Here is a 20275-nt window from a genome sequence, read left to right as displayed (position 1 = left end):
CTCTCATAAGGGCCAGCGGCGCTGGCCCTTTGCGTATTACATCAGCGTAATCACATCATCTTCGCCCGGCTTACCGCCGCCGAGCGCTTCATCGAAGTAGCGGCGCGGCACGGTGGTCTGCAGGCGGTGGAGAGCAAACTGCATCGCACGGTCGTCGATGGCGTGCGGCAGATCGTCGACGATATCCAGGGTGACGTCGCCGCCCAGCGCGGTTACACGCTCATCCGCCTCAACCGCGTGAGTCAGCGGCATCACCCGGTCGTCATCACCGTGGATCAGATGGATGGTGGTACGGTTGTCCGCGCGCAGCGGCAGCGTGGCGTAGCCGCCGCTAAAGGCCACCACCCGCCCGGCCAGCTCTGGCTGCGCTTTAACCGCTTCCAGTACCATCGTGGCCCCTTGGGCGAAACCGACCAGCGCGGTGGCGTCAGCCCGTAAGCCACTCAGCTGCTGCCAGTGGCGGACGCCGGCGATAAAGGTCGACATCACCGCATCCACCCGCGGCTGAGGGTCGTCATCCTCAGCGCTGAGCGGTGTGAACCACTGATAGCCGCCGTCGGGCGCCTGCTGCGGCCCGCCAAGGCTGACCACCAGCGCACGCGGGAAGGCGCCGGCAAACCAGCGGCCGATCTGGCCCATCGCCACCGGGTTATCCCCCGCCGCATGGTAGAGCAGAAACAGCTGCGTGGCCGGCAGCGACGGCTGTTGCACCACCACGTGGTGGCGTTCGTGGTTATCGTTCATGGTGTTCTCCTTAAGTGCTGGCAGGATCATACGCCCGCTACGGACAAAGAAAACTGGGAATTTTTGACCGGGTTAGTGAATTTATTGCAACGAACCCACCCACTCACGCCAGGCGGATGCCCGCTGCGGGTCCTGCGTCTGCAGCCCCTGCTGCGCCTCCTGACGCCAGGCGGCCAGCAGCGCCTTACGGCCGCTCAGGCCATATTGCTGGCAGATCTGCGCCGGGCTGCGCTTTTCCAGCATCAGCGCCCGCAGCAGCGGTAACCCGCTATCAGGCTGGCTGACCAGCCGCCCCAGCGCCGCAAGGCTGGCCTCCCACGGCCGGTGCGCCCAGGCGAAGCCGGCCAGTTCGCGCCAGTCGTCTTCTTCCAGCTGATTATCGCCGCCAGCCGCCAGCGGCAGTGCCGGATCGTCCAGCCACTGGCGCAGCCAGTAGCCTTCGCGCTCCAGTCGCCGTTGCGCCAGCTGCGCCAGCTGGTGGCCCGCTTCGCTCAGGGGCAGGATCGCCATTGCGGTGTAGCAGCCGCTGCTGGCTTCGCGCTGGCTGCCGATGCGCACCAGCAGGAAGCCGCAGCGCTGCCAGAACTGCCACAGCCCGGCGGTAAAGCCGAAGCTGACCGAAAGGTAGTCCAGCCGCGCAGCCGCCTGCAGCGCGTGCGCCACCAGCTGCTGGCCGATCCCCTGACCGCGCAGCGGCGCGGCCACGGCGATACGGCTGATGCGCCGCGAGCGCAGCTGAGCCGCAACGCTGAAGCCCGCGTGCGCCGCCAGCGACTGCGCCAGCAGGTTTCCGCGCGGGCGGCGCAGCCCGGCCCACACCGCGTCGGCCAGCGCTGCAGGCAGTCCGCCCTCCTCCACCAGCCATAACGCCCCCTGCACCGTGTGTTCACGCTGCGCGGCGATAAAGTGCTGCCCCGGCGCATCCATCATCCGCCGTAAATCGAGCGGCGAGGTACGGTAATGGGCGCTGGTCAGCAGTTGATAGACTGCGGCCATAAGTTGCGGCTGCCGCGCCCAGTCCGCTTGTTCAAGCGGCAGATAGCGGGTGACGCACGCCGGGGCATCCGCCACCCGATCGTCCAGCAGCAGCGCCTCAGAGATAAACGCTTCCAGCGGGTCGTCGGCCGCCCAGCGCAGCGCAGGATCCAGCCGCCAGTAGTGGCATTCCGGCAGCGCCGCGCAGAACTTCAGCAGGAAGCCGCGTCCGGTGCCCTCATAGCCCTGCACGGTGGTGGTCAGCAGCACGCGCGGGAAGCGGGTGACCAGCTGCTGGAGAATCGGAGCGGGGATCGCCGCCGCCTCATCAATCAGCAGCCAGTCGGCAGAAAAATGAGAGAACCGGGTTGCTGCGGGTGGCTGCGGGGCTGGCCCGGTCATAACGCCCTTTTTCATCGGCGGGCAGCCATCAGAGGGTAATGGCATGGGCTGAAGCGCATTCGGCCCCGTTGCAGCCGCTGAATCAGCAGCGCTGTTCATCTCAGCTAAGAGCCGATCCGGCGCGATAAAGTGAAACGCCTCACCGGCAAACTGCGCCAGTACGTCGGTAGCCACCCTGGCCGGCGCGGTGACCAGGCAGCGCCCCGGCCAGCGGGCGGCAAGCAGGCCGGCCAGCGCCGATTTTCCACGCCCGCGCGGGGCAGTCAGCACCTGGATGCCGGGCGGGCTACGCAACAGCTGTGCAAGGATCTGCTGCTGCTGGCTGTTGTCGGGCAGCCAGGCGGGCGCGGTGGGCAGTGGGGAAAGCGCCAGCGGCGCATGCTGCCGCCAGACCGCCACGCGCGGGTCCTCAAGCATCAGCCGCTGCAGCCGCCGAACAAAGCGTGGGCTGGACTGCGGCTCTGCGCCTTCACTCCAGCGCAGCGAGTCTTCATCCGCCTGCTGCGGCCAGCCGTGCCACTCCGGTACCAGCAGCAGCAGCCAGCTGCCGGCGCGCAGCGTGCCGGCCAGCGCGGCCAGCGCCTCAGCGTGAAATCCGCGTCGGGCATCAAACACCGCGTGCTGAAACTCGCGGCCAAGTAGGGTGCGTACCGCAGAAGGTAAGCAGTGCGCAGGTTGTCGCGGAAGACTCTCTGTAACGTCCTCACTGCAGCGATCGTCTGACGTGGCCGCACCGGGGGCAACAACATATCGCCGGGAATATGATGCCGCAACGGACGGCGCAGCGCCGGGCGGCATATCCCCCACATAAAGCCAGTCGCCCGGCAGCTGCGCCATCACCGCCTGCGCACGCTGGGCCACCCAGGTGTCGTCACCGCTGATTACCAGCAGCCGCCGCCAGCCCTGCAGCAGCAGCTGCGCGGTGGCGTCCTGCAAATCCATCGCCGCTTACCCGCTAAAGGTGTTGCACTGCGCGGGGTTGCCGCTGTCAAAGCCCTGTTTAAACCAGGTCTGGCGCTGCTGTGAGGTACCGTGGGTGAAGCTGTCCGGCACCACCTGCCCCTGCCCACGCTGCTGCAGTCTGTCATCGCCGATCGCCTCAGCCGCATTCAGCGCTGACGCCAGATCCCCTTCCTCCAGGATATTCTCTTTCATCATGTAGTGCCCCCAGACGCCGGCAAAACAGTCCGCCTGCAGCTCCATCTTCACCGACAGCTGATTAATCTGCGTCTGGCTGGCGCCCTGCTGCATCTGCCGCACGCGTTGCTCAATGCCCAGCAGGTGCTGCACGTGGTGCCCAACCTCGTGCGCAATCACGTAGGCCTGCGCAAATTCGCCGCCCGCGCCGAGTTTGGTTTTCATTTCGTCGTAAAAAGAGAGGTCGATATACACTTTGCTGTCCGCCGGGCAGTAGAATGGCCCCATCGCCGACTGGCCGGTGCCGCAGGCGGTGGCGGTCTGGTTGCGGTACATCACCAGCACCGGCGGCTGCCAGGGTTTGTCCATCTGCTTAAACAGCTGCTGCCAGGTATCTTCGGTAAAGGCGAAGATGGTACGGCTGAAGCGCGCCGCTTCGTCATCCTGCGGCGTGCTGCGCTGCTGTTGCTGGCCGCTCTGCGACAGCGAGCTGCCGTCGCCGGTTAGCAGCGGCGTAAGGTCGTAGCCGTAGTAGCCGGCCACCATCACCAGCAGCAGCAAAACAATACCGCCCTTGCCGCGCGGAATGCGCATACGCCCACCGCCGACGCTACCCGACTGGTTACGTCGGTCTTCCACATTGTCGCTTTCGCGACGTCCCTGCCAGCGCATAGCGGCCTCTTTGATGTTCAGTGCGTTTGATAGGGCAATTCTAGTCGTGCCTGGGGGGGAAAACCAGCGGCAAAGGCGTTAACGATGGGAGGAGCACAGGGCAGACACCAGACCCACCCTGCCAGATAGCGAAAACAGACGCCCTTTCCACGCCGGTCAGGCGGGGAAAGGGCTGCTTACCCGGAGGAAAGATGGCGCGGCGTTAGTCGAGCTTCACGCCGAGACGATTAGCCACTTCTTCGTAGGCTTCAATCAGGCCACCGAGGCTCTGACGGTAACGGTCTTTGTCCAGCTTCTCAAGGGTCTCTTTGTCCCACAGGCGGGCACCGTCCGGCGAGAACTCATCGCCGAGCACCACTTCACCGTTAAACAGGCCAAACTCCAGCTTGAAGTCAACGAGGATCAGGCCAGCGTCGGCGAACAGCTTGCTCAGCACGTCGTTGGCCTTATAGGTCAGTTCGCGCATCCGCGCCAGGTTCTCTTTGTTCACCCAGCCGAAGGTCTCGCAGTAAGACTCATTGACCATCGGATCGTGTTTGGCATCGTCTTTCAGGAACAGGTCAAACAGTGGCGGGTTAAGGATCAGGCCCTCTTCCACACCCAGACGCTTCACCAGCGAGCCGGCAGCACGGTTACGCACTACGCACTCTACCGGCACCATATCCAGCTTTTTCACCAGCGCTTCGTTATCTGAAAGCAGGGCTTCCATCTGCGTTGGGATACCGGCTTCCTGCAGTCTGGTCATGATGAAGTGATTGAACTTATTGTTAATCATTCCCTTACGATCAAACTGCTCGATACGCTCACCGTCCAGCGCTGACGTATCATTACGGAATTCGAGTACCAACAGATCCGGGTTTTCGGTGCTGTAAACGGTTTTCGCTTTGCCGCGATACAACTCAGCTTTTTTTTGCATCTTGTTTAACTCCAACGTGAGTACCCTGAACATCGACCGGGTAGTGAATACTGTCGGGTCGGCATCGCCAACCGCTACAAATTTTCTGCGGGGGAATTATATGTGCCCCGGCTTAAAAACCGAAGCAATCGTTTACGTAAACTGAAAAGAAATAAAAAAAGGCCGGGATTTCTCCCGGCCTTCTGGCTTACCTGAATGCCGCCTGGAACACGGCCACCAGCGCATCGTTCTGCGACTGGGTGAGCGGATGCCCCTTCGGATCGAGGAACTGCAGGCTGCTGCGGTTGTCGAGGTCACCGACCTGCAGCTTGTACTTGCCGTTAGTCAACTGCGGGTCTTTCGCGCCCAGGGTATCCCAGGTGCTGTCGGACGGTGCCTTGTAGGTAACCTCCAGGCTGCCCTGTGAACGGTTGCTGTCAGTCACTTCCATGCCGACACGGTTCAGCGTGGCCGGCAGACGCTGCCAGACCGCGTTAAACGGTGCGCGGACGATCAGGTTTGGCAGGCCGGTATCATCGGCACCACTCTGCACGTCGATCTGGCTGACGCTGCGATTAGCGGCGGCATCTTCACGGCGTGTTTCGTCTTTATCCAGGCCGGTGCTGATTTCGTTCAGCATCTGCGCGGTGTAACGCTGCAGCTGCACCGGCGAATTAACGGCTTTACCTTCCTGCTCCAGCTCCAGCAGCTTGACGGTCAGCGCCTGCTGATAACCCTGCTGCTGCACGCTTATCTGGTAACGGCCACGGTACTGATGGTCTTCATCGGCACGGTTCCACTGCACCCAGTCAGTGGTCAGCGACTGGCTGGCATCCTGACGGCTGGCAACCGGGAACTTCGCCGCTTCCACCGCACTTACCACCTGCGGCCACAGTGAACCGCTGCGGCTGTCCACCAGCAGAATTCCGCTGTTGCCGGCAAACTGGGTGCGGGTGCCGTTCATTAGCGCCAGCGTCTGGGACGGCGGACGAATATCCAGTTGCTTACCGACCTGGCCCTGACTGCTTGCGGATGGGATCTCATAATCGCCATTTTCCACCGGCAGGATCATGCCCGCAGGTGCGTGCAGATCGCGGAGCTCCGGCGATTTCAGGTAGGATTCATCACCGCTAACCTGACGCTTATAACGCTGGTCGCTTGAACATGCTGCCAGCAGCATCACTAACGACAGCCCCACCGCTTTCGCTACCGTGGACTTTTGTACTGAGTAAGCCATTACTTCTCCCTAAATTTACAGCAGGCCGGCTTTGATCAGCGCCTGCTCTACAACCGGACCACCGGCATCGGTCAGCGGCGTCATTGGCAGACGCAGCGTGTCGGTTGCAATTAATCCTAAACGCTTCGCAGCCCACTTGACCGGAATAGGATTGGGTTCAACAAACAGCTTCTGATGCAGGTGCATCAGGCGCTGGTTCAGGCGGCGCGCGTCGGCAAACCTGCCCTCTTTTGCCAGAGCGCAAAGTTCAACCATTTCACGCGCGGCGATGTTCGCCGTCACCGAAATCACCCCGTGGCCGCCCAGTTGCATAAAGTCCAGCGCCGTTGCGTCATCGCCGCTAACCAGCACAAAGTCTTCATCAACCAGCTCTTGGATCTGACTAACCCGCGATAAGTTCCCGGTGGCTTCTTTGATTCCGATAATATTTTTAATTTTAGCCAGGCGACCCACGGTTTCCGGCAGCAGATCGCAGCCGGTACGGGAAGGAACGTTATACAGCATCTGCGGCAGGTCGGTGCTTTCAGCAATCGTTTTAAAGTGCTGGTACAACCCTTCCTGCGTCGGACGGTTATAGTAAGGCGTCACTGACAGGCAGCCAATAACCCCTGAATTATTAAAACGTTTAGTGAGAGAAACGCCCTCGGCAGTGGCATTGGCCCCGGTGCCGGCAATGATCGGAATGCGACCGTCAGCGAGTTCCAGCGTCAGCATTACCACGTCGCCGTGCTCTTCATGGCTCAGGGTGGCAGATTCGCCGGTGGTTCCTACAGAAACAATTGCCGCGGTTCCGCTGGCAACATGGTAATCAATCAGTTTTTTCAGGCTCGCACGGCAAACGTTGCCTTTGTCATCCATTGGCGTGATGATCGCTACAAGACTTCCCGTAAACATTGGTCATTCCCTCCACAAACAAGTGCTTCATGGTACGGGGGAGCACGTCATAAAAGCAAGGGGACAAGGCGGCTCAGGCGCTTGTCAGCAGTTTTTTTTATGTTTACCTTAGGGTTATTAGTTTTTAGACAGGAAGCCCGATTTTGCCACACTCTTCACAACAGCATCTGGTTATCACCGCGCTGGGGGTTGACCGCCCCGGCATCGTTAATGCCATTACCCGCCACGTCAGCAGCTGCGGATGTAATATCGAGGATAGCCGGCTGGCTATGCTTGGCGATGAGTTCACCTTTATCATGCTGCTTTCCGGCAGCTGGAACGCCATCACCCTGATTGAGTCGACCCTGCCGTTAAAAGGGGCCGAGCTGGAGCTGTTGATCGTGATGAAGCGCACGCATGCTACCCCACGTCCGCCGATGCCGGCCACCGTGTGGGTGCAGGTTGAAGTGGCCGACTCGCCGCACATCATCGAGCGGTTTACCGACCTGTTTGACAGCCATCAGATGACGATTGCAGAACTGGTTTCCCGCACGCAGCCGGCGGATGAAAACCAACCCCCGTTACTCTATATTCAGATCACGGCACACAGCCCCGTCAGCCCGGATGCCTCATTTATCGAGCAAGCGTTCAACCGCCTATGTACAGAACTTCAGGCTCAGGGCACTATTAGGACCGTCTCTCATCATGGTGCCTGATCGGCTACCATCCTGATGAGAAACCGTTCGGATCTTACCCACAGCATGACGAATAAATACGGAGAGTAGTAATGAATCCACTGAAAGCCGGTGATGTTGCACCGAAATTTAGTTTGCCCGATCAGGATGGCGAACAAGTTAATTTAGCCGACTTCCAGGGACAGCGCGTTCTGGTCTATTTCTACCCGAAGGCGATGACGCCGGGCTGCACCGTACAGGCGTGTGGTCTGCGCGACAGCATGGATGAGCTGAAACAAGCAGGCGTTGATGTGCTGGGGATCAGCACCGATAAACCGGAAAAACTGTCGCGTTTTGTTGAGAAAGAACTGCTGAATTTCACCCTGCTGTCCGATGAAGATCACCAGGTTTGTGAACAGTTTGGTATCTGGGGCGAGAAGACCTTTATGGGTAAAACCTATGACGGGATCCACCGTATCAGCTTCCTCGTGGGCACTGACGGTAAGGTTGAGAAAGTCTTCGATGATTTCAAAACCAGTAACCACCACGATATTGTGATGGATTACCTGAGAAGCGCCTGACGGTAAGCGGGCCGCAGGGTCACCTGCGGCCCGCTTCAGACCTCAGTGGGTCAGAGTGTGGCTATCAGCAGGTAGTTCAGAGCACCCGCCCGCCAGCGTCACGCGGTTGCGCCCGGCATTTTTCGCCTGATAGAGCGCGTCATCTGCCTGCTTAAACGCCTGCTCCATGGTGCCGCCGCCGGCAGACCACGACGCAACACCAATCGAAATAGTAACGTGGCCGACCGGCTCCAGTGAGCGCTCACTAATCCGCATCCGTACCCGCTCCGCAATTGCCAGCGACGTCGCACGATCGGCGGCGGGCAGGATCATCAGGAACTCCTCACCGCCGTTACGGCATACTACATCACTCTGCCGCGCCCCCTGCTGCAGCTGAGCCGCAATCGCTTTGATCACCTCATCACCGACGTCGTGGCCCCAGGTATCATTTACCCGTTTGAAGAAATCAATATCCAGCGCCAGTACGGCAAACGGCTGCGCGGTAGCGAGGAAGTAATCCAGTACCGCATTCAGACCGCGGCGGTTGAGCAGCCCGGTCATCGGATCGGTTTGCACCTCACTTTTCAGCCGGCCAATTTTATCCTGCATCACGCTGATTCCGGCCAGCATTGCCCGTTTGATTTGCGAGGCCTCATAGTACCAGGAGCGGATGCTGTTGATCTCGCCCGAAACGCCCGAGGTGTCCATTTTGCTGGCCTTACGCGCCAGCTGCCACAGCGGCATGGCAATCAGCCGCGCCAGCAGCAGGGCGATGATCAGCGTCAGCAGCGCAAACGGCACCGAGTGTTTCAGCACCTGTAACAGCAGGCTGTTCAGCGGCGTGAGGGTGGCGGCGACCGGTTTCAACGCCACAATCGTCCAGCCGGCGGCCGGCACGCTGGCATAGCCGGCCAGCATCGGCTCGCCGTTACTGCCTGCTACCCGCTGATAACCGTTGACCTCGCGGGCACGTTGTTCATCGCTGACCGGTGGCAGCATTTTTTGCCCGATCATCTGCGGGTCCTGGTGATACAGCACCCGATTGCCGGCATCAATCACAAACAGCGACGAGCCGTCACGATAAAACTGTTCGCCCAACAGCTCGTTAAGAATACTTTTCTTTTTCAGGTAGATGGAGCCGCCAACATACCCCAGGTAGCTGCCGGTTTTCGACCAGATGGGCCAGGAAACAAACACCATCAGGTTACTGGCGGCAGAGATGGTCGGCTCGCTGATCAACGGCTTACGCTGTGACAACGCCTGGCGCGCGGCACCCGAATTCAGGTGCATGCCTTTCAGCATCAGCGACTCAGGGGAGATCGCTTTGACCCAGCCGTTAGCGTCAACGATCACCACCGAGTTAAAGCTGTTGGTTTGCTCACGCAGCCGGTCTACTTCCGCCTGCAGTGTCGCATCGTTGTCGATGCCCTCACTCAGCGTTCTGGCACTGTAGGCCAGCTGTGACTGGGCCAGCTGGAAGAACAGTTCAGTGGTGGAGGCCAGCTTGGTGGCGTAAACGCGGTTTGCTTCCAGCGTATTACCGATCAGCACGTCGCGCTGTACCCGCCAGCTGGCGTACAGGGAATTGGCGAGCGTAATCACAATGCTGGCGACCGCCAGCAGCGTGATCAGGGTGCGCAAGTCGGTTTTGAGGCGCAGAATCCTCATCACCGGCTCACCGTTGTGATAAATGTCATGATAGCGCCTTAATATTTTTTTATGCGCGTTGTAATAAGCGTGTGTGTAATGCCCTGGTGAATTGCCCGTCAATTGTACACGGCTGTACGGGTTTGGAAACAATTTACGTGAGCGCGGTAACAGAATGGACGCGTTTTTCGGTGCTCCCGTCGAGGGGGCATCGCAACGGGTCATTAGCCATTTCCATCACCGCGCCTGATGGTTAAGATGGCAGGAATACGTGCTCTGCGTTGCGGCACGGGAAAGAACATTTCGGCGTTTTGCCGTTAAAATCTGGATGTCCTTATTAGGGTTTACCTATGCTTATGCGATTGAAAAAAAGCCTGTTGGCCGCAACAATCCTGACTGCCACGGCCCTGCCCGCGCTGCCGGTGGCCGCTGATATTAGCGACAATCTGCCGGATATTGGCACCACCGCGGGCGCCACGCTGTCGATCGGCCAGGAACTGCAGATGGGCGACTTTTACGTGCGCCAGCTGCGCGGCAGCGCGCCGATCATTAATGACCCGCTGCTTAGCCAGTACATCAACCAGCTGGGGCAACGGCTGGTTTCCCACGCCTGGTCGGTGAAGACACCGTTCCACTTTTATCTGATCCGCAACGATGAAATTAACGCCTTTGCCTTCTTCGGCGGCAACGTGGTGCTGCACTCTGCCCTGTTCCGCTACAGCGATAATGAAAGCCAGCTGGCCTCGGTGATGGCGCATGAGATCTCGCACGTCACCCAGCGCCATCTGGCGCGCGCAATGGAAGATCAGCAGCGCAGCGCTCCGCTGACCTGGGTCGGCGCGCTGGGGTCGATTCTGCTGGCGATGGCCAGCCCTCAGGCGGGCATGGCGGGGCTGGCTGGCACCCTGGCCGGCACCCAGCAGGGGGTAATCAGCTTTACCCAGCAGAACGAACAGGAGGCTGACCGCATTGGCATTCAGGTGCTGCAGCGGGCGGGGTTTGACCCGGAAGCGATGCCGGCCTTCCTGCAGAAGCTGGCCGATGCCTCGCGGTTTACGTCTAAACCGCCGGAAATTCTGCTGACCCACCCGCTGCCGGACAGCCGCCTGGCCGATGCGCGTAACCGCGCCAACCAGATGAAGCCGGTAGTGGTGCAGTCGTCACAGGATTACTACATGGCCAAAGTCCGCGCGCTGGGGATGTTCGCCACCGGCAAAAATCAGCTGGGCGAAGACCTGCTTGCCACCCTGGCGAAGGGCAATACCCGCGAGCAGGCAGCGGCGCGCTATGGTAAAGCGGTACTGCTGCTGGGCGAAAGCAAATTCGCTGAGGCCGGCAAACAGATCGCCCCGCTGCTGGCCAGCCAGCCCGGTAATCCGTGGTATCTGGATATCATGACCGATATTGATATTGGCCTGCATCAGCCACAGCAGGCCATTAACCGGCTGTTGGCTGCTAAGGGCATTAACAGCAACCCGGTACTGATGCTGAACCTAGCGAATGCCTATGTTGAAGCGAAACAGCCGGCTAACGCCAGTAAGGTGCTGTATCGCTATACGTTCACCAATAAGGATGATCCCAACGGCTGGGATCTGCTGGCGAAGGCCAGCGCCGATCAGGGGCTGTCGGACGAAGAGCAGGCGGCGCGTGCGGAAGGGCTGGCGCTGGACGGCCAGCTGGATCAGGCGATCCGCAGTCTGAGCAGCGCCAGCGCGCAGTCTCCGCTCGGCAGCCTGAAACAGGCGCGCTACGATGCGCGTATAGATCAGCTGCGGCAGCTGCAACAGCGCTTCCGCCAGTATCAGAAATCGTAGTTTGTATTAAGGAGGAAGGGAACCATGTCACAGGTTCAGATTTATCATAATCCACGCTGCTCAAAGAGCCGTGAGACGCTGGCGCTGCTGAATGAACGTGGCGTTGAGCCGGACATCGTGCTCTATCTGCAAAATCCGCCGGATGCAGAGACGCTGAAAATCCTGTTGAAACAGCTTGGATTCAGCAGCGTGCGTCAGCTGCTGCGCGGTAAAGAACCGCTCTGCAAAGAGCTGGGATTGCATGATGAAACGCTGAGCGAAGCGCGGTTGTTGCAGGAGTTAATCGCGCACCCGCAGCTTATTGAGCGTCCGATTGTGGTGGCCAACGGTAAAGCACGGCTGGGCAGGCCGCCGGAACAGGTGCTGGAAATACTGTAAAAGAAGGGCGAGGCGGTTTACGGTGAGTGCGGGTTGTTAATAAACCAACCCGTTACAGCGCCAGCGCTTCCTTAACAAACGGAATGGTCAGTTTGCGCTGGGCGCTGATCGAGGCACGGTCCAGCTGATCGAGGGTGACAAACAGCGTGCGCATTTCGCGATCCAGCCGTTTAAGCAGGAAACGACCGACGTCTTCAGGCAGCTCAAACCCGCGCAGTCGTGCACGCAGCTGCAGAGCCTGCAGCTTATCGTCATCCGAGAGCGGCTGTAGTTTATAGATTTGCCCCCAGTCGAGGCGAGAGGCCAGATCCGGCAGCTGCAGATTCAGCTGCCGCGGTGGGCGATCGCCGGTGATCAGCAGGCGGGTTTTACCGGTTTCCAGAATGCGGTTGTAGAGATCGAAGATCGCCATTTCCCACGGCTGATCCCCGGCGATGCACTCAATATTGTCAATACAGACCAGCGCCAGCTGCTCCATACCGTCCAGCACTTCCGGCACAAACCAGGTACGTTTATCCAGCGGTACATAGCCAACCGCTTCGCCCTTAGCCGACAGCTCGGCGCAGGCGGCGTGCAGCAGATGGCTGCGTCCCCCGCCCTGACGCGACCAGAAGTACAGATAGCTGCCGTGTTCCTGGTGTAAAGCGCCCTGGAGCGCCGCTAACAGCGAAGGGTTCTCCCCCGGCCAGAAGCTGGCAAAGGTTTCGTCGTCGGGCAGATAAAGTGGCAGTGAAAGCTGTGCCGGCGTGTTCAGAATCACCTCAGGGTTTACGCTTGCAGAAAACCGCAAAAGTTTACCACAACTCCCCTGCGATCATGAAACCTTAACCCGAAATGCGATCTCCGGGTTTATGGCTCGATCGGCAATTGCCGATAGCGTCTGTAATCCTTAGAGTGACAATGATTTCGTTTCGTCACTATCTCCACGCGTTAACAGGGAGCGTTTATGTCTTATTTATCCTCGCTGCGCAGCGGGCTGCTGATTTTCAGCCTGCTCGCCGCTCTCAACAGCTATGCAACTGATCTGCAGCACTGGCCGGAAAAACAGGCAACACAGCTGAATGCTCTGATTAAACAGCACGCGAACCAGGGTGAATTTGCGGTATTCGATCTCGATAATACCATCGATCAGAATGATATTGAGGAAGCACTGATCCCCTGGCTGGAACAGCGCCAGCTGCTGACGCGCAAAACCATGCCGGTTTCACTGCAGCTGATGCCGTTCGACGATCGTCCCGGTGCGCCGGAGAGTCTTTTTAGTTACTACCACCGCCTGTGCGAACAGGATGAAATGATCTGCTATCCGTGGGCAGCGCAGATTTTTGCCGGTTTTTCCATCGCCGAGCTGAAAGGATTTGTCACGGCAATGATGAAAGAGCAAAAAGCGATCGCGGTAGTGAAAATGCATAATGGCCAGCCACATCCCGGCCTGGTCTGGCCGCCAAAGCCGCTGCCGGGTATGCAGGAGCTGTTCAGTAAGCTGCGTGAGAATGGCATTCGCATCTATATCATCAGCGCCGCGCATGAAGAGCTGGCGAGGATCATCGCCAGCGATCCGCAGTACGGTTATAACGTGCCGCCGGAAAACGTGCTGGGGATCAACACGCTGCTTCGCGATCCCGTCACCGGCGCACTGACCACCGCGCGTAAGCAGATCCGTACGGGAGTTTATACGCCCGGAGGCAACGACAGGCTGGTACTGACCCCTTATCTGATCGGCCCGATGACCTGGTACGAAGGCAAAGCGGGCACCATTCTGGCCTATATCGATCAGTGGCGTAAGCCAATTCTGGTGGGCGGCGATACCCTTGGATCAGATACGTTTATGCTGCTGAACGGGGCCAACGTGGCACAGGGTGGGCTGCGGCTGTGGGTCAACCGCAGCGAGGAGACACGCAGCCGGCTGAAGCTGTTTTTAAGGAAGGTGGTTTCCCGGCAGAAGGCAGCGGGCGCCACGCCGGACGGGGAGCAAAACTGGGTGATAGTGCAGCAGAGTGAACTGCAATAGGTGCCGGCATGAATAGCGTTAAGGCACACAATGACAGTGAAAATTTACAGCTGTAGCGTTTATTTGTACCAGAAGTTAAACCACTACATTCTTCTACAAGGAGCCATGTATGAGTAATGATAAAGGTTCTATGACGGTGACCGGAAATGTCGGCCCAGGCAGGCCACCGGGTGGCAACGGTAACAATGGCGGCCATAGCGGCAACAAAGGAGACGGTAATGCTGGCAACAATAAAACTGGCAGCATGGTAGCTAAATCTGTTGGCGATCAACTAGCCAGAGGGGCAGGACTGGATCCCTCTATTTTTAAAAATTATTTTATTGGTGACGAGGGAGACGTTATAGGGGTGAGATTTGTCGATGGCTCCCCTACGGTCCCTGCAGGCGCCACTGTAATTGGTACATACGGTGTACGACTTGGCCCTCCTCCTTCAGGGATAATTAATGGAACAGGTAACCCGGGGGCTACACCTAAACCTGTAATTAATGATAATATCAAATTTATGCTGACATCTCCCAGAATTAATTTTAAGGGTGACATCTCAGACGCCAGATTAAAAACACTTAACAATACCATTGCTTTTAATAAACTTGATGCTGAAAGTGGACAGGCAGGGCAGCGCGTTAGAAACGCAAAAAAAGCAACCAGTCAGGCCAAGGCTGAAATAAGCCTGATCAATGAAATTCGCGATAAAAATAAAAATGACGAGGGGGATTTTCTGTTAAAATCAAGTTATATCTTATCCGGAACAGGTAATGAACTCGGTAAGTTGCTTGGTGATAAATACAGCACTATCGCAAATGAAATTGCAGAAGACATCAAAAATTTCCAGGGCAAGAAAATAAGAAGTTATGATGATGTTCTGAAATCAATCAATAAAATAACTAAAAACCCTGCAATGGTTATAAATGATGCCGACAAGGTCGCCATCACCAACGCAATTAAGTCACTGGAAGCTGATGACATAGCAAAAAATATTAAGGGGATAAGTAAGTCGTTTGCATATGCAAACCTGGCCGTTAAGATAGAAAACGTTCGCCAGAAAACTATCATCGGTTTTGAAAACGGTGACTGGGGCCCCCTGATGCTTGAAGTGGAATCATGGGTTGTCGGTGGCCTTGTCGCGGGTGGCGCTTTGGCTATACTCTCAAACTTTGTTGCACCTTACCTTGCTCTCCTTTTAGGAATTCCTCTCACTGCGGTGACAATTGCCGGGGTTATTATCATTGGAATATTAGCCTCTTTCATAGATGATAAGCTTGTAGATCGTATTAACAATGAGCTAATCAAGCCTGCGCATTGACAGGCTGATATCAGGGGGAAAAGTGCCCCCTTTTTTTATCCTTATAAAACAAACATGTCACATAAGGAAATAAAAAAAGAAAATAGGTCAACATTGACACAGAAAAATGTATACATGCAAAATAAATCAACAGAAAATACTCATTTCTCGATATGTATTTCACAAACCTGCCAGACTCCGTAATATCATGGTTGCAAAATATCATAAATAAAACCACAGCAACATAAAAAAAAGGAAAAAGCAGACAGGAATGCAGCAGTTTTTTAAAATCACCTTTCCCTTTCATTACTACTTTCCCAATCGAAAAAATGAACCATAACAATCCAAAAAAAGGTGCCGTCTTGACATAAGCACTCAAAAAAACGCTTAGTGCATAATGATGATATGATATTATTGCCGGCCAGTCACTCACGTATCGAATCACCCATCGCACAAAGTCTGACTCGGGGGAGATGACATAAAAAGAAAAAACACAAACCGAGGAAAATACTGAAAAAAACACATTTAAATAAAATAAGTTACTTATTCTATAACCGTCATGGCCATCCCTTTTTCTCGCATTCATAAAACCTCCTGTAAAAACCACCAGCCATTAATTGTAAAAAAATCAACTTATCATAGGTTACTGCACCGAAAAACGTTTCCAACCTGAACATTAAAATTTCAATATTCATGTTTTCACAATGCCATACAATTTAGGTGAGGGAAAGTGATAATAATAGAGGAATGGCAACCTGATAAAAAACCCAGGTTTATTAACAGCCTGGGTCATTATTTTCCGGAGGATAATACGCCGTTCTACGTTACTTCGCGTCGCCGCGCTCGTCCGCCACGTCGATCACCTCTTCTTCTTTTCTGAACAGGCTGATGACTTTGAAGGTCAGGCTCAGCCCCACGCCAACGATGGTGGCCAGCGCCATCCCTTTCAGTTCGGCCGCGCCGATATGTACCTTGGCACCGCTGACGCCGATAATCAGGATCACCGAGGTCAGGATCAGGTTCTGCGCTTTGTTGTAATCCACTTTCGATTCAATCAGCACGCGGATACCGGAAGCCCCGATCACCCCGTACAGCAGCAGCGAGACGCCGCCCATCACCGGCACCGGTACCGCCTGAATCGCCGCCGCCAGTTTGCCGACGCAGGAGAGCAGGATCGCCAGGATCGCCGCGCCGCCGATCACCCAGGTACTGTAGACGCGGGTAATCGCCATCACGCCGATGTTTTCACCGTAGGTGGTATTCGGCGTTGAGCCGAAGAAGCCGGAGAATACCGTGGAGATACCGTTAGCAAACATCGAGCGGTGCAGGCCCGGATCCTTCATCAGGTCTTTTTTGACGATGTTCGCGGTCACCACCAGGTGGCCTACGTGCTCGGCAATCACCACCAGCGCCGCCGGCAGAATGGTGAAAATGGCATACCACTCAAAGCGCGGGGTATAGAAGGTCGGCAGCGCGAACCATGGCGCATTCTGCACCGGGGTCCAGTCGACGATGCCCATGCCGTAGGAGAGCGCGTAGCCGACCAGCACGCCGATCAGAATCGGGATAATCGCCAGGAAACCGCGGAACAGAACCGACCCAAATACGGTAACGCCCAGGGTCACCAGCGAAATAATAATGGTTTTGCTGTCCACCGCCGCGCCGTCAGCCGGCAGCAGGCCGGCCATACCGGCCGCGATGCCCGCCAGCTCGAGGCCGATCACCGCCACAATCGCGCCCATCGCCGCCGGCGGGAACATCACGTCCAGCCAGCCGGTACCGGCCTTTTTGACGATCAGCGCCACCAGGCAGAACAGCACGCCACACATGATAAAGCCGCCCAGCGCCACTTCATAACCCAGCGGCAGCAGCAGCAGCACCGGGGAGATAAAGGCAAAGCTGGAACCGAGGTACGCCGGAATTTTACCTTTACAGATAAACAGATACAGCAGCGTACCGATGCCGTTGAACAGCAGCACGGTGGCCGGGTTGATGTGGAACAGGATCGGCACCAGTACCGTCGCGCCAAACATGGCGAACAGGTGCTGGAAGCTGAGTGGAATGGTCTGCAGCAGCGGTGGCCGCTCGTGTACGCCAATTGCGCGACGCGTCATGTTTTCATACCCCTATGAGTGTTTGCCATAAAAAAGCCGACTCTGCGGTCGGCTTATTCAAAAAAAAGAGTGTTTCAGGTCAGGCGTTATCGTCGCAGCCAGTCTGGACACGGCCAGCGCGCAGGGACCGGAGCGTACAATCAGTACGTGACGGTCACGAGCGCTGCCCGGGTGCAAAATGGCAAGTAAGATAGCCTGAAGCATAGTTACTTAGTACCGAAGATCTTATCGCCGGCGTCGCCGAGGCCGGGGATGATATACCCCTTCTCGTTCAGGCCCTGATCCACCGACGCGGTATACACCTCAACGTCCGGGTGCGCTTTTTCCAGCGCGGCCAGGCCTTCCGGCGCCGCAACCAGCACCAGCACCTTAATGCTGTTACAGCCGGCTTTTTTCAGCAGGTCGATGGTGGCAATCATCGAACCACCGGTGGCCAGCATCGGGTCAACCACCAGCGCCATGCGCTCTTCGATGTTCGACACCAGCTTCTGGAAATAAGGTACCGGCTCCAGCGTCTCTTCGTCGCGGTAGACGCCGACCACGCTGATGCGCGCGCTTGGCACGTGCTCCAGCACGCCTTCCATCATGCCGAGACCGGCACGCAGGATCGGCACCACGGTGATCTTCTTACCTTTGATCTGCTCAATCTGTACCGGTCCGTTCCAGCCTTCGATGGTGACGGTCTCGGTTTCCAGATCGGCGGTTGCTTCATAAGTCAGCAGACTTCCCACTTCTGACGCCAGTTCACGAAAACGTTTGGTGCTTACGTCATGTTCACGCATCAGACCCAGTTTATGTTTGACCAGCGGGTGTTTGACTTCCACGATCTTCATTGTTGTACTCCCGGAGTGTTAAGCTGCAAAAAAAAATCGCGAGATTATAGCGCCATTTATCCGAAGCGCCATATGTCTTAGCGCAATAGTTTGCACTTCTTCGGCCACACCCTAAGGATTAACGAAAATCTGACTATCCGCAACGCACGCGCAGATGGCGCTCGCAAACGTTTGCCTGCGCTGGTAGAATTGCCGCGCTTTATTTTCAAACCACCAACCGCAAACCGCGTGGGGATTTCGCAGTGACCGACAAAACCTCTCTCAGCTATAAAGACGCCGGCGTAGATATCGATGCAGGCAACGCTTTAGTCGACCGTATCAAAGGCGTAGTGAAAAAGACCCGCCGCCCGGAAGTGATGGGTGGGCTGGGCGGTTTCGGTGCCCTTTGTGCACTGCCGCAGAAATACCGTGAACCCGTGCTGGTTTCCGGCACCGACGGCGTCGGCACCAAGCTGCGTCTGGCGATGGATCTGAAACGCCACGACACCATCGGTATCGATCTGGTCGCCATGTGCGTCAACGATCTGGTGGTTCAGGGCGCGGAGCCGCTGTTCTTCCTCGACTATTACGCGACCGGTAAACTGGACGTGGATACCGCGGCCAGCGTGATCACCGGCATCGCCGAAGGCTGTTTACAGTCTGGCTGCGCGCTGGTCGGTGGCGAAACCGCTGAAATGCCGGGCATGTACCACGGTGAAGATTATGACGTGGCCGGTTTCTGCGTCGGCGTGGTGGAAAAATCAGAAATCATCGACGGCAGCAAAGTGGCTGACGGCGACGTGCTGATCGCCCTTGGCTCCAGCGGCCCGCACTCTAACGGCTACTCGCTGGTACGTAAAATTCTGGAAATCAGCAACACCGACCCGGAAACCACCCAGCTGGAAGGCAAGACGCTGACCGACCATCTGCTGGCCCCAACCCGCATCTACGTGAAAAACATCCTCAGCCTGATCGAGCAGTTTGACGTGCACGCCATCGCCCACCTGACCGGCGGCGGCTTCTGGGAAAACATCCCGCGCGTACTGCCGGATAACACCCAGGCGGTGCTCGAAGAGTCAAGCTGGCAGTGGCCGGCGGTATTTGGCTGGATGCAGCAAGCGGGTAACGTCAGCCGTCACGAGATGTACCGCACCTTTAACTGTGGCGTAGGCATGGTGATTGCGCTCTCCCCGGCAGATGCGGATAAAGCCGTAGAGCTGATGACCGCTGCCGGTGAAAAAGCCTGGAAGATCGGCGTGATCAAAGCGTCTGACTCTGAAGAGCGTGTGGTTATTAACGCATGAAACGCATAGTCGTGCTGGTTTCCGGCAATGGAAGCAACTTACAGGCAATCCTGGACGCCTGCCAGCAGGGACGCATCGCGGGCAGCGTGGCCGCCGTGTTCAGCAATAAAGCGGCCGCCTTCGGCCTGGAGCGCGCCCGCGACGCGGGCGTCCCGGGCCACGCGCTGGCTGCCAGCCAGTTTGCCGACCGTGAAGCGTTCGACCGCCAGCTGATGCTGGAGATCGACGCCTATGCGCCGGATCTGGTGGTGCTGGCCGGCTATATGCGTATCCTCAGCCCGGCGTTTGTTCAGCACTACGCCGGGCGGATGCTGAATATCCATCCGTCGCTGCTGCCGAAATACCCGGGGCTGCATACGCACCGCCAGGCGATTGAAAACGGCGATAACGAGCACGGCACCTCGGTGCACTTCGTTACCGAAGAGCTGGACGGTGGCCCGGTGATCCTGCAGGCCAAAGTGCCGGTGTTTGCGGAAGACAACGAGGAAGACGTCGCCGCACGCGTTCAGCATCAGGAGCACGCGATTTATCCGCTGGCGATCGGCTGGTTCCTCAATGGCCGCCTGACCATGCGCGATGATGCCGCGTGGCTGGACGACCAGCCCCTGCCTGCCGAAGGGCATGCGTTCGAGTAATTCCCCTACGGGCAGACGATGGTTTGCCCGTCATTTTATCTGCTGAACTTTTCTTGCCTCCCCTGCCGGATACTATCCCTTACTGACCAGGTTCATGTTAAGTGAGACGGCC

19 protein-coding genes are annotated in these 20275 nt (G+C 57.4%); 8 read left to right on the top strand and 11 right to left on the bottom strand.

What is annotated here, in order from left to right; all coding sequences use genetic code 11:
* Window positions 1-36: 36 nt before the first annotated feature.
* From ypfH to dapA, 6 genes are all read right to left on the bottom strand, one after another.
* Window positions 37-744 carry an esterase gene (gene ypfH / locus NV64_RS01705; RefSeq protein WP_101505186.1) on the bottom strand — a complete coding sequence of 236 codons (708 nt, stop codon included), beginning with the start codon at window positions 742-744 and terminating at the stop codon, window positions 37-39.
* Window positions 745-825: 81 nt separating this feature from the next.
* Window positions 826-3063, bottom strand: coding sequence for a tRNA(Met) cytidine acetyltransferase TmcA (locus NV64_RS01700; RefSeq protein WP_233208902.1), 2238 nt, complete (start codon window positions 3061-3063; stop codon window positions 826-828).
* 6 nt (window positions 3064-3069) lie between these two features.
* On the bottom strand, window positions 3070-3930 hold the full coding sequence (locus NV64_RS01695; RefSeq protein WP_056239026.1) for a neutral zinc metallopeptidase: 861 nt from the start codon (window positions 3928-3930) through the stop codon (window positions 3070-3072).
* A 202-nt stretch (window positions 3931-4132) separates the two neighbouring features.
* Complete coding sequence (gene purC / locus NV64_RS01690) at window positions 4133-4846, bottom strand: phosphoribosylaminoimidazolesuccinocarboxamide synthase (protein ID WP_056239714.1); 714 nt, start codon at window positions 4844-4846, stop codon at window positions 4133-4135.
* A gap of 187 nt (window positions 4847-5033) precedes the next feature.
* A complete protein-coding gene (gene bamC / locus NV64_RS01685) occupies window positions 5034-6062 on the bottom strand; it encodes an outer membrane protein assembly factor BamC (protein WP_056239022.1) in 1029 nt (342 codons plus the stop codon).
* 15 nt (window positions 6063-6077) lie between these two features.
* Window positions 6078-6956 carry a 4-hydroxy-tetrahydrodipicolinate synthase gene (gene dapA / locus NV64_RS01680; protein WP_056239020.1) on the bottom strand — a complete coding sequence of 293 codons (879 nt, stop codon included), beginning with the start codon at window positions 6954-6956 and terminating at the stop codon, window positions 6078-6080.
* A gap of 143 nt (window positions 6957-7099) precedes the next feature.
* On the opposite strand from dapA, the gene NV64_RS01675 reads away from it, so the two are divergent.
* Window positions 7100-7651 carry a glycine cleavage system transcriptional repressor gene (locus NV64_RS01675; protein WP_056239017.1) on the top strand — a complete coding sequence of 184 codons (552 nt, stop codon included), beginning with the start codon at window positions 7100-7102 and terminating at the stop codon, window positions 7649-7651.
* A gap of 71 nt (window positions 7652-7722) precedes the next feature.
* The gene (gene bcp, locus NV64_RS01670; protein ID WP_056239015.1) at window positions 7723-8190 is read left to right on the top strand and encodes a thioredoxin-dependent thiol peroxidase; all 468 of its coding nucleotides are present in this window, start codon (window positions 7723-7725) and stop codon (window positions 8188-8190) included.
* Between the two features lie 42 nt (window positions 8191-8232).
* Here the strand turns inward: bcp and NV64_RS01665 are convergent, their stop codons facing one another.
* Complete coding sequence (locus tag NV64_RS01665) at window positions 8233-9837, bottom strand: sensor domain-containing diguanylate cyclase (RefSeq protein ID WP_101505185.1); 1605 nt, start codon at window positions 9835-9837, stop codon at window positions 8233-8235.
* Between the two features lie 329 nt (window positions 9838-10166).
* Between NV64_RS01665 and NV64_RS01660 the strand changes: the two genes are divergently transcribed.
* Window positions 10167-11630, top strand: a complete 1464-nt coding sequence (locus NV64_RS01660) for a M48 family metallopeptidase (protein WP_056239011.1) — start codon at window positions 10167-10169, stop codon at window positions 11628-11630.
* A 24-nt stretch (window positions 11631-11654) separates the two neighbouring features.
* Entirely contained in the window at window positions 11655-12008 is a 354-nt protein-coding gene (arsC, locus tag NV64_RS01655; RefSeq protein ID WP_056239010.1) for an arsenate reductase (glutaredoxin), read from the top strand.
* Between the two features lie 52 nt (window positions 12009-12060).
* Here arsC and hda read toward each other — a convergent pair whose 3' ends face one another.
* Window positions 12061-12762, bottom strand: a complete 702-nt coding sequence (gene hda / locus NV64_RS01650; RefSeq protein ID WP_212411653.1) for a DnaA inactivator Hda — start codon at window positions 12760-12762, stop codon at window positions 12061-12063.
* Window positions 12763-12954: 192 nt separating this feature from the next.
* Between hda and NV64_RS01645 the strand changes: the two genes are divergently transcribed.
* Together NV64_RS01645 and NV64_RS01640 are read left to right on the top strand one after the other, a co-directional pair.
* Window positions 12955-14016 carry a haloacid dehalogenase-like hydrolase gene (locus tag NV64_RS01645; RefSeq protein WP_101505184.1) on the top strand — a complete coding sequence of 354 codons (1062 nt, stop codon included), beginning with the start codon at window positions 12955-12957 and terminating at the stop codon, window positions 14014-14016.
* A gap of 109 nt (window positions 14017-14125) precedes the next feature.
* Window positions 14126-15319, top strand: a complete 1194-nt coding sequence (locus tag NV64_RS01640) for a colicin-like pore-forming protein (RefSeq protein WP_101505183.1) — start codon at window positions 14126-14128, stop codon at window positions 15317-15319.
* A 10-nt stretch (window positions 15320-15329) separates the two neighbouring features.
* On the opposite strand, the gene cui is transcribed toward NV64_RS01640, so the two are convergent.
* The 3 genes from cui to upp all read right to left on the bottom strand — a co-directional run bounded on the left by cui (window position 15330) and on the right by upp (window position 18245).
* On the bottom strand, window positions 15330-15884 hold the full coding sequence (gene cui / locus NV64_RS24435) for a colicin immunity protein Cui (RefSeq protein ID WP_072166419.1): 555 nt from the start codon (window positions 15882-15884) through the stop codon (window positions 15330-15332).
* A 238-nt stretch (window positions 15885-16122) separates the two neighbouring features.
* Entirely contained in the window at window positions 16123-17412 is a 1290-nt protein-coding gene (gene uraA, locus NV64_RS01630; RefSeq protein ID WP_056239005.1) for a uracil permease, read from the bottom strand.
* 206 nt (window positions 17413-17618) lie between these two features.
* A complete protein-coding gene (gene upp / locus NV64_RS01620; protein WP_056239002.1) occupies window positions 17619-18245 on the bottom strand; it encodes a uracil phosphoribosyltransferase in 627 nt (208 codons plus the stop codon).
* A gap of 242 nt (window positions 18246-18487) precedes the next feature.
* Between upp and purM the strand changes: the two genes are divergently transcribed.
* Window positions 18488-19528, top strand: a complete 1041-nt coding sequence (gene purM, locus NV64_RS01615) for a phosphoribosylformylglycinamidine cyclo-ligase (RefSeq protein ID WP_101505182.1) — start codon at window positions 18488-18490, stop codon at window positions 19526-19528.
* On the top strand, window positions 19525-20163 hold the full coding sequence (purN, locus tag NV64_RS01610; protein WP_056238998.1) for a phosphoribosylglycinamide formyltransferase: 639 nt from the start codon (window positions 19525-19527) through the stop codon (window positions 20161-20163). Before purM ends, purN begins: the two co-directional genes overlap by 4 nt.
* The last annotated feature ends 112 nt before the right edge of the window (window positions 20164-20275 follow it).

The sequence above is a fragment of the Erwinia sp. B116 genome (genome assembly GCF_002865965.1).
GTDB lineage: Bacteria > Pseudomonadota > Gammaproteobacteria > Enterobacterales > Enterobacteriaceae > Erwinia.
The sequence above is the reverse complement of the archived record's forward strand: the minus strand, read 5'-3'. Positions and strand labels throughout refer to the sequence as shown.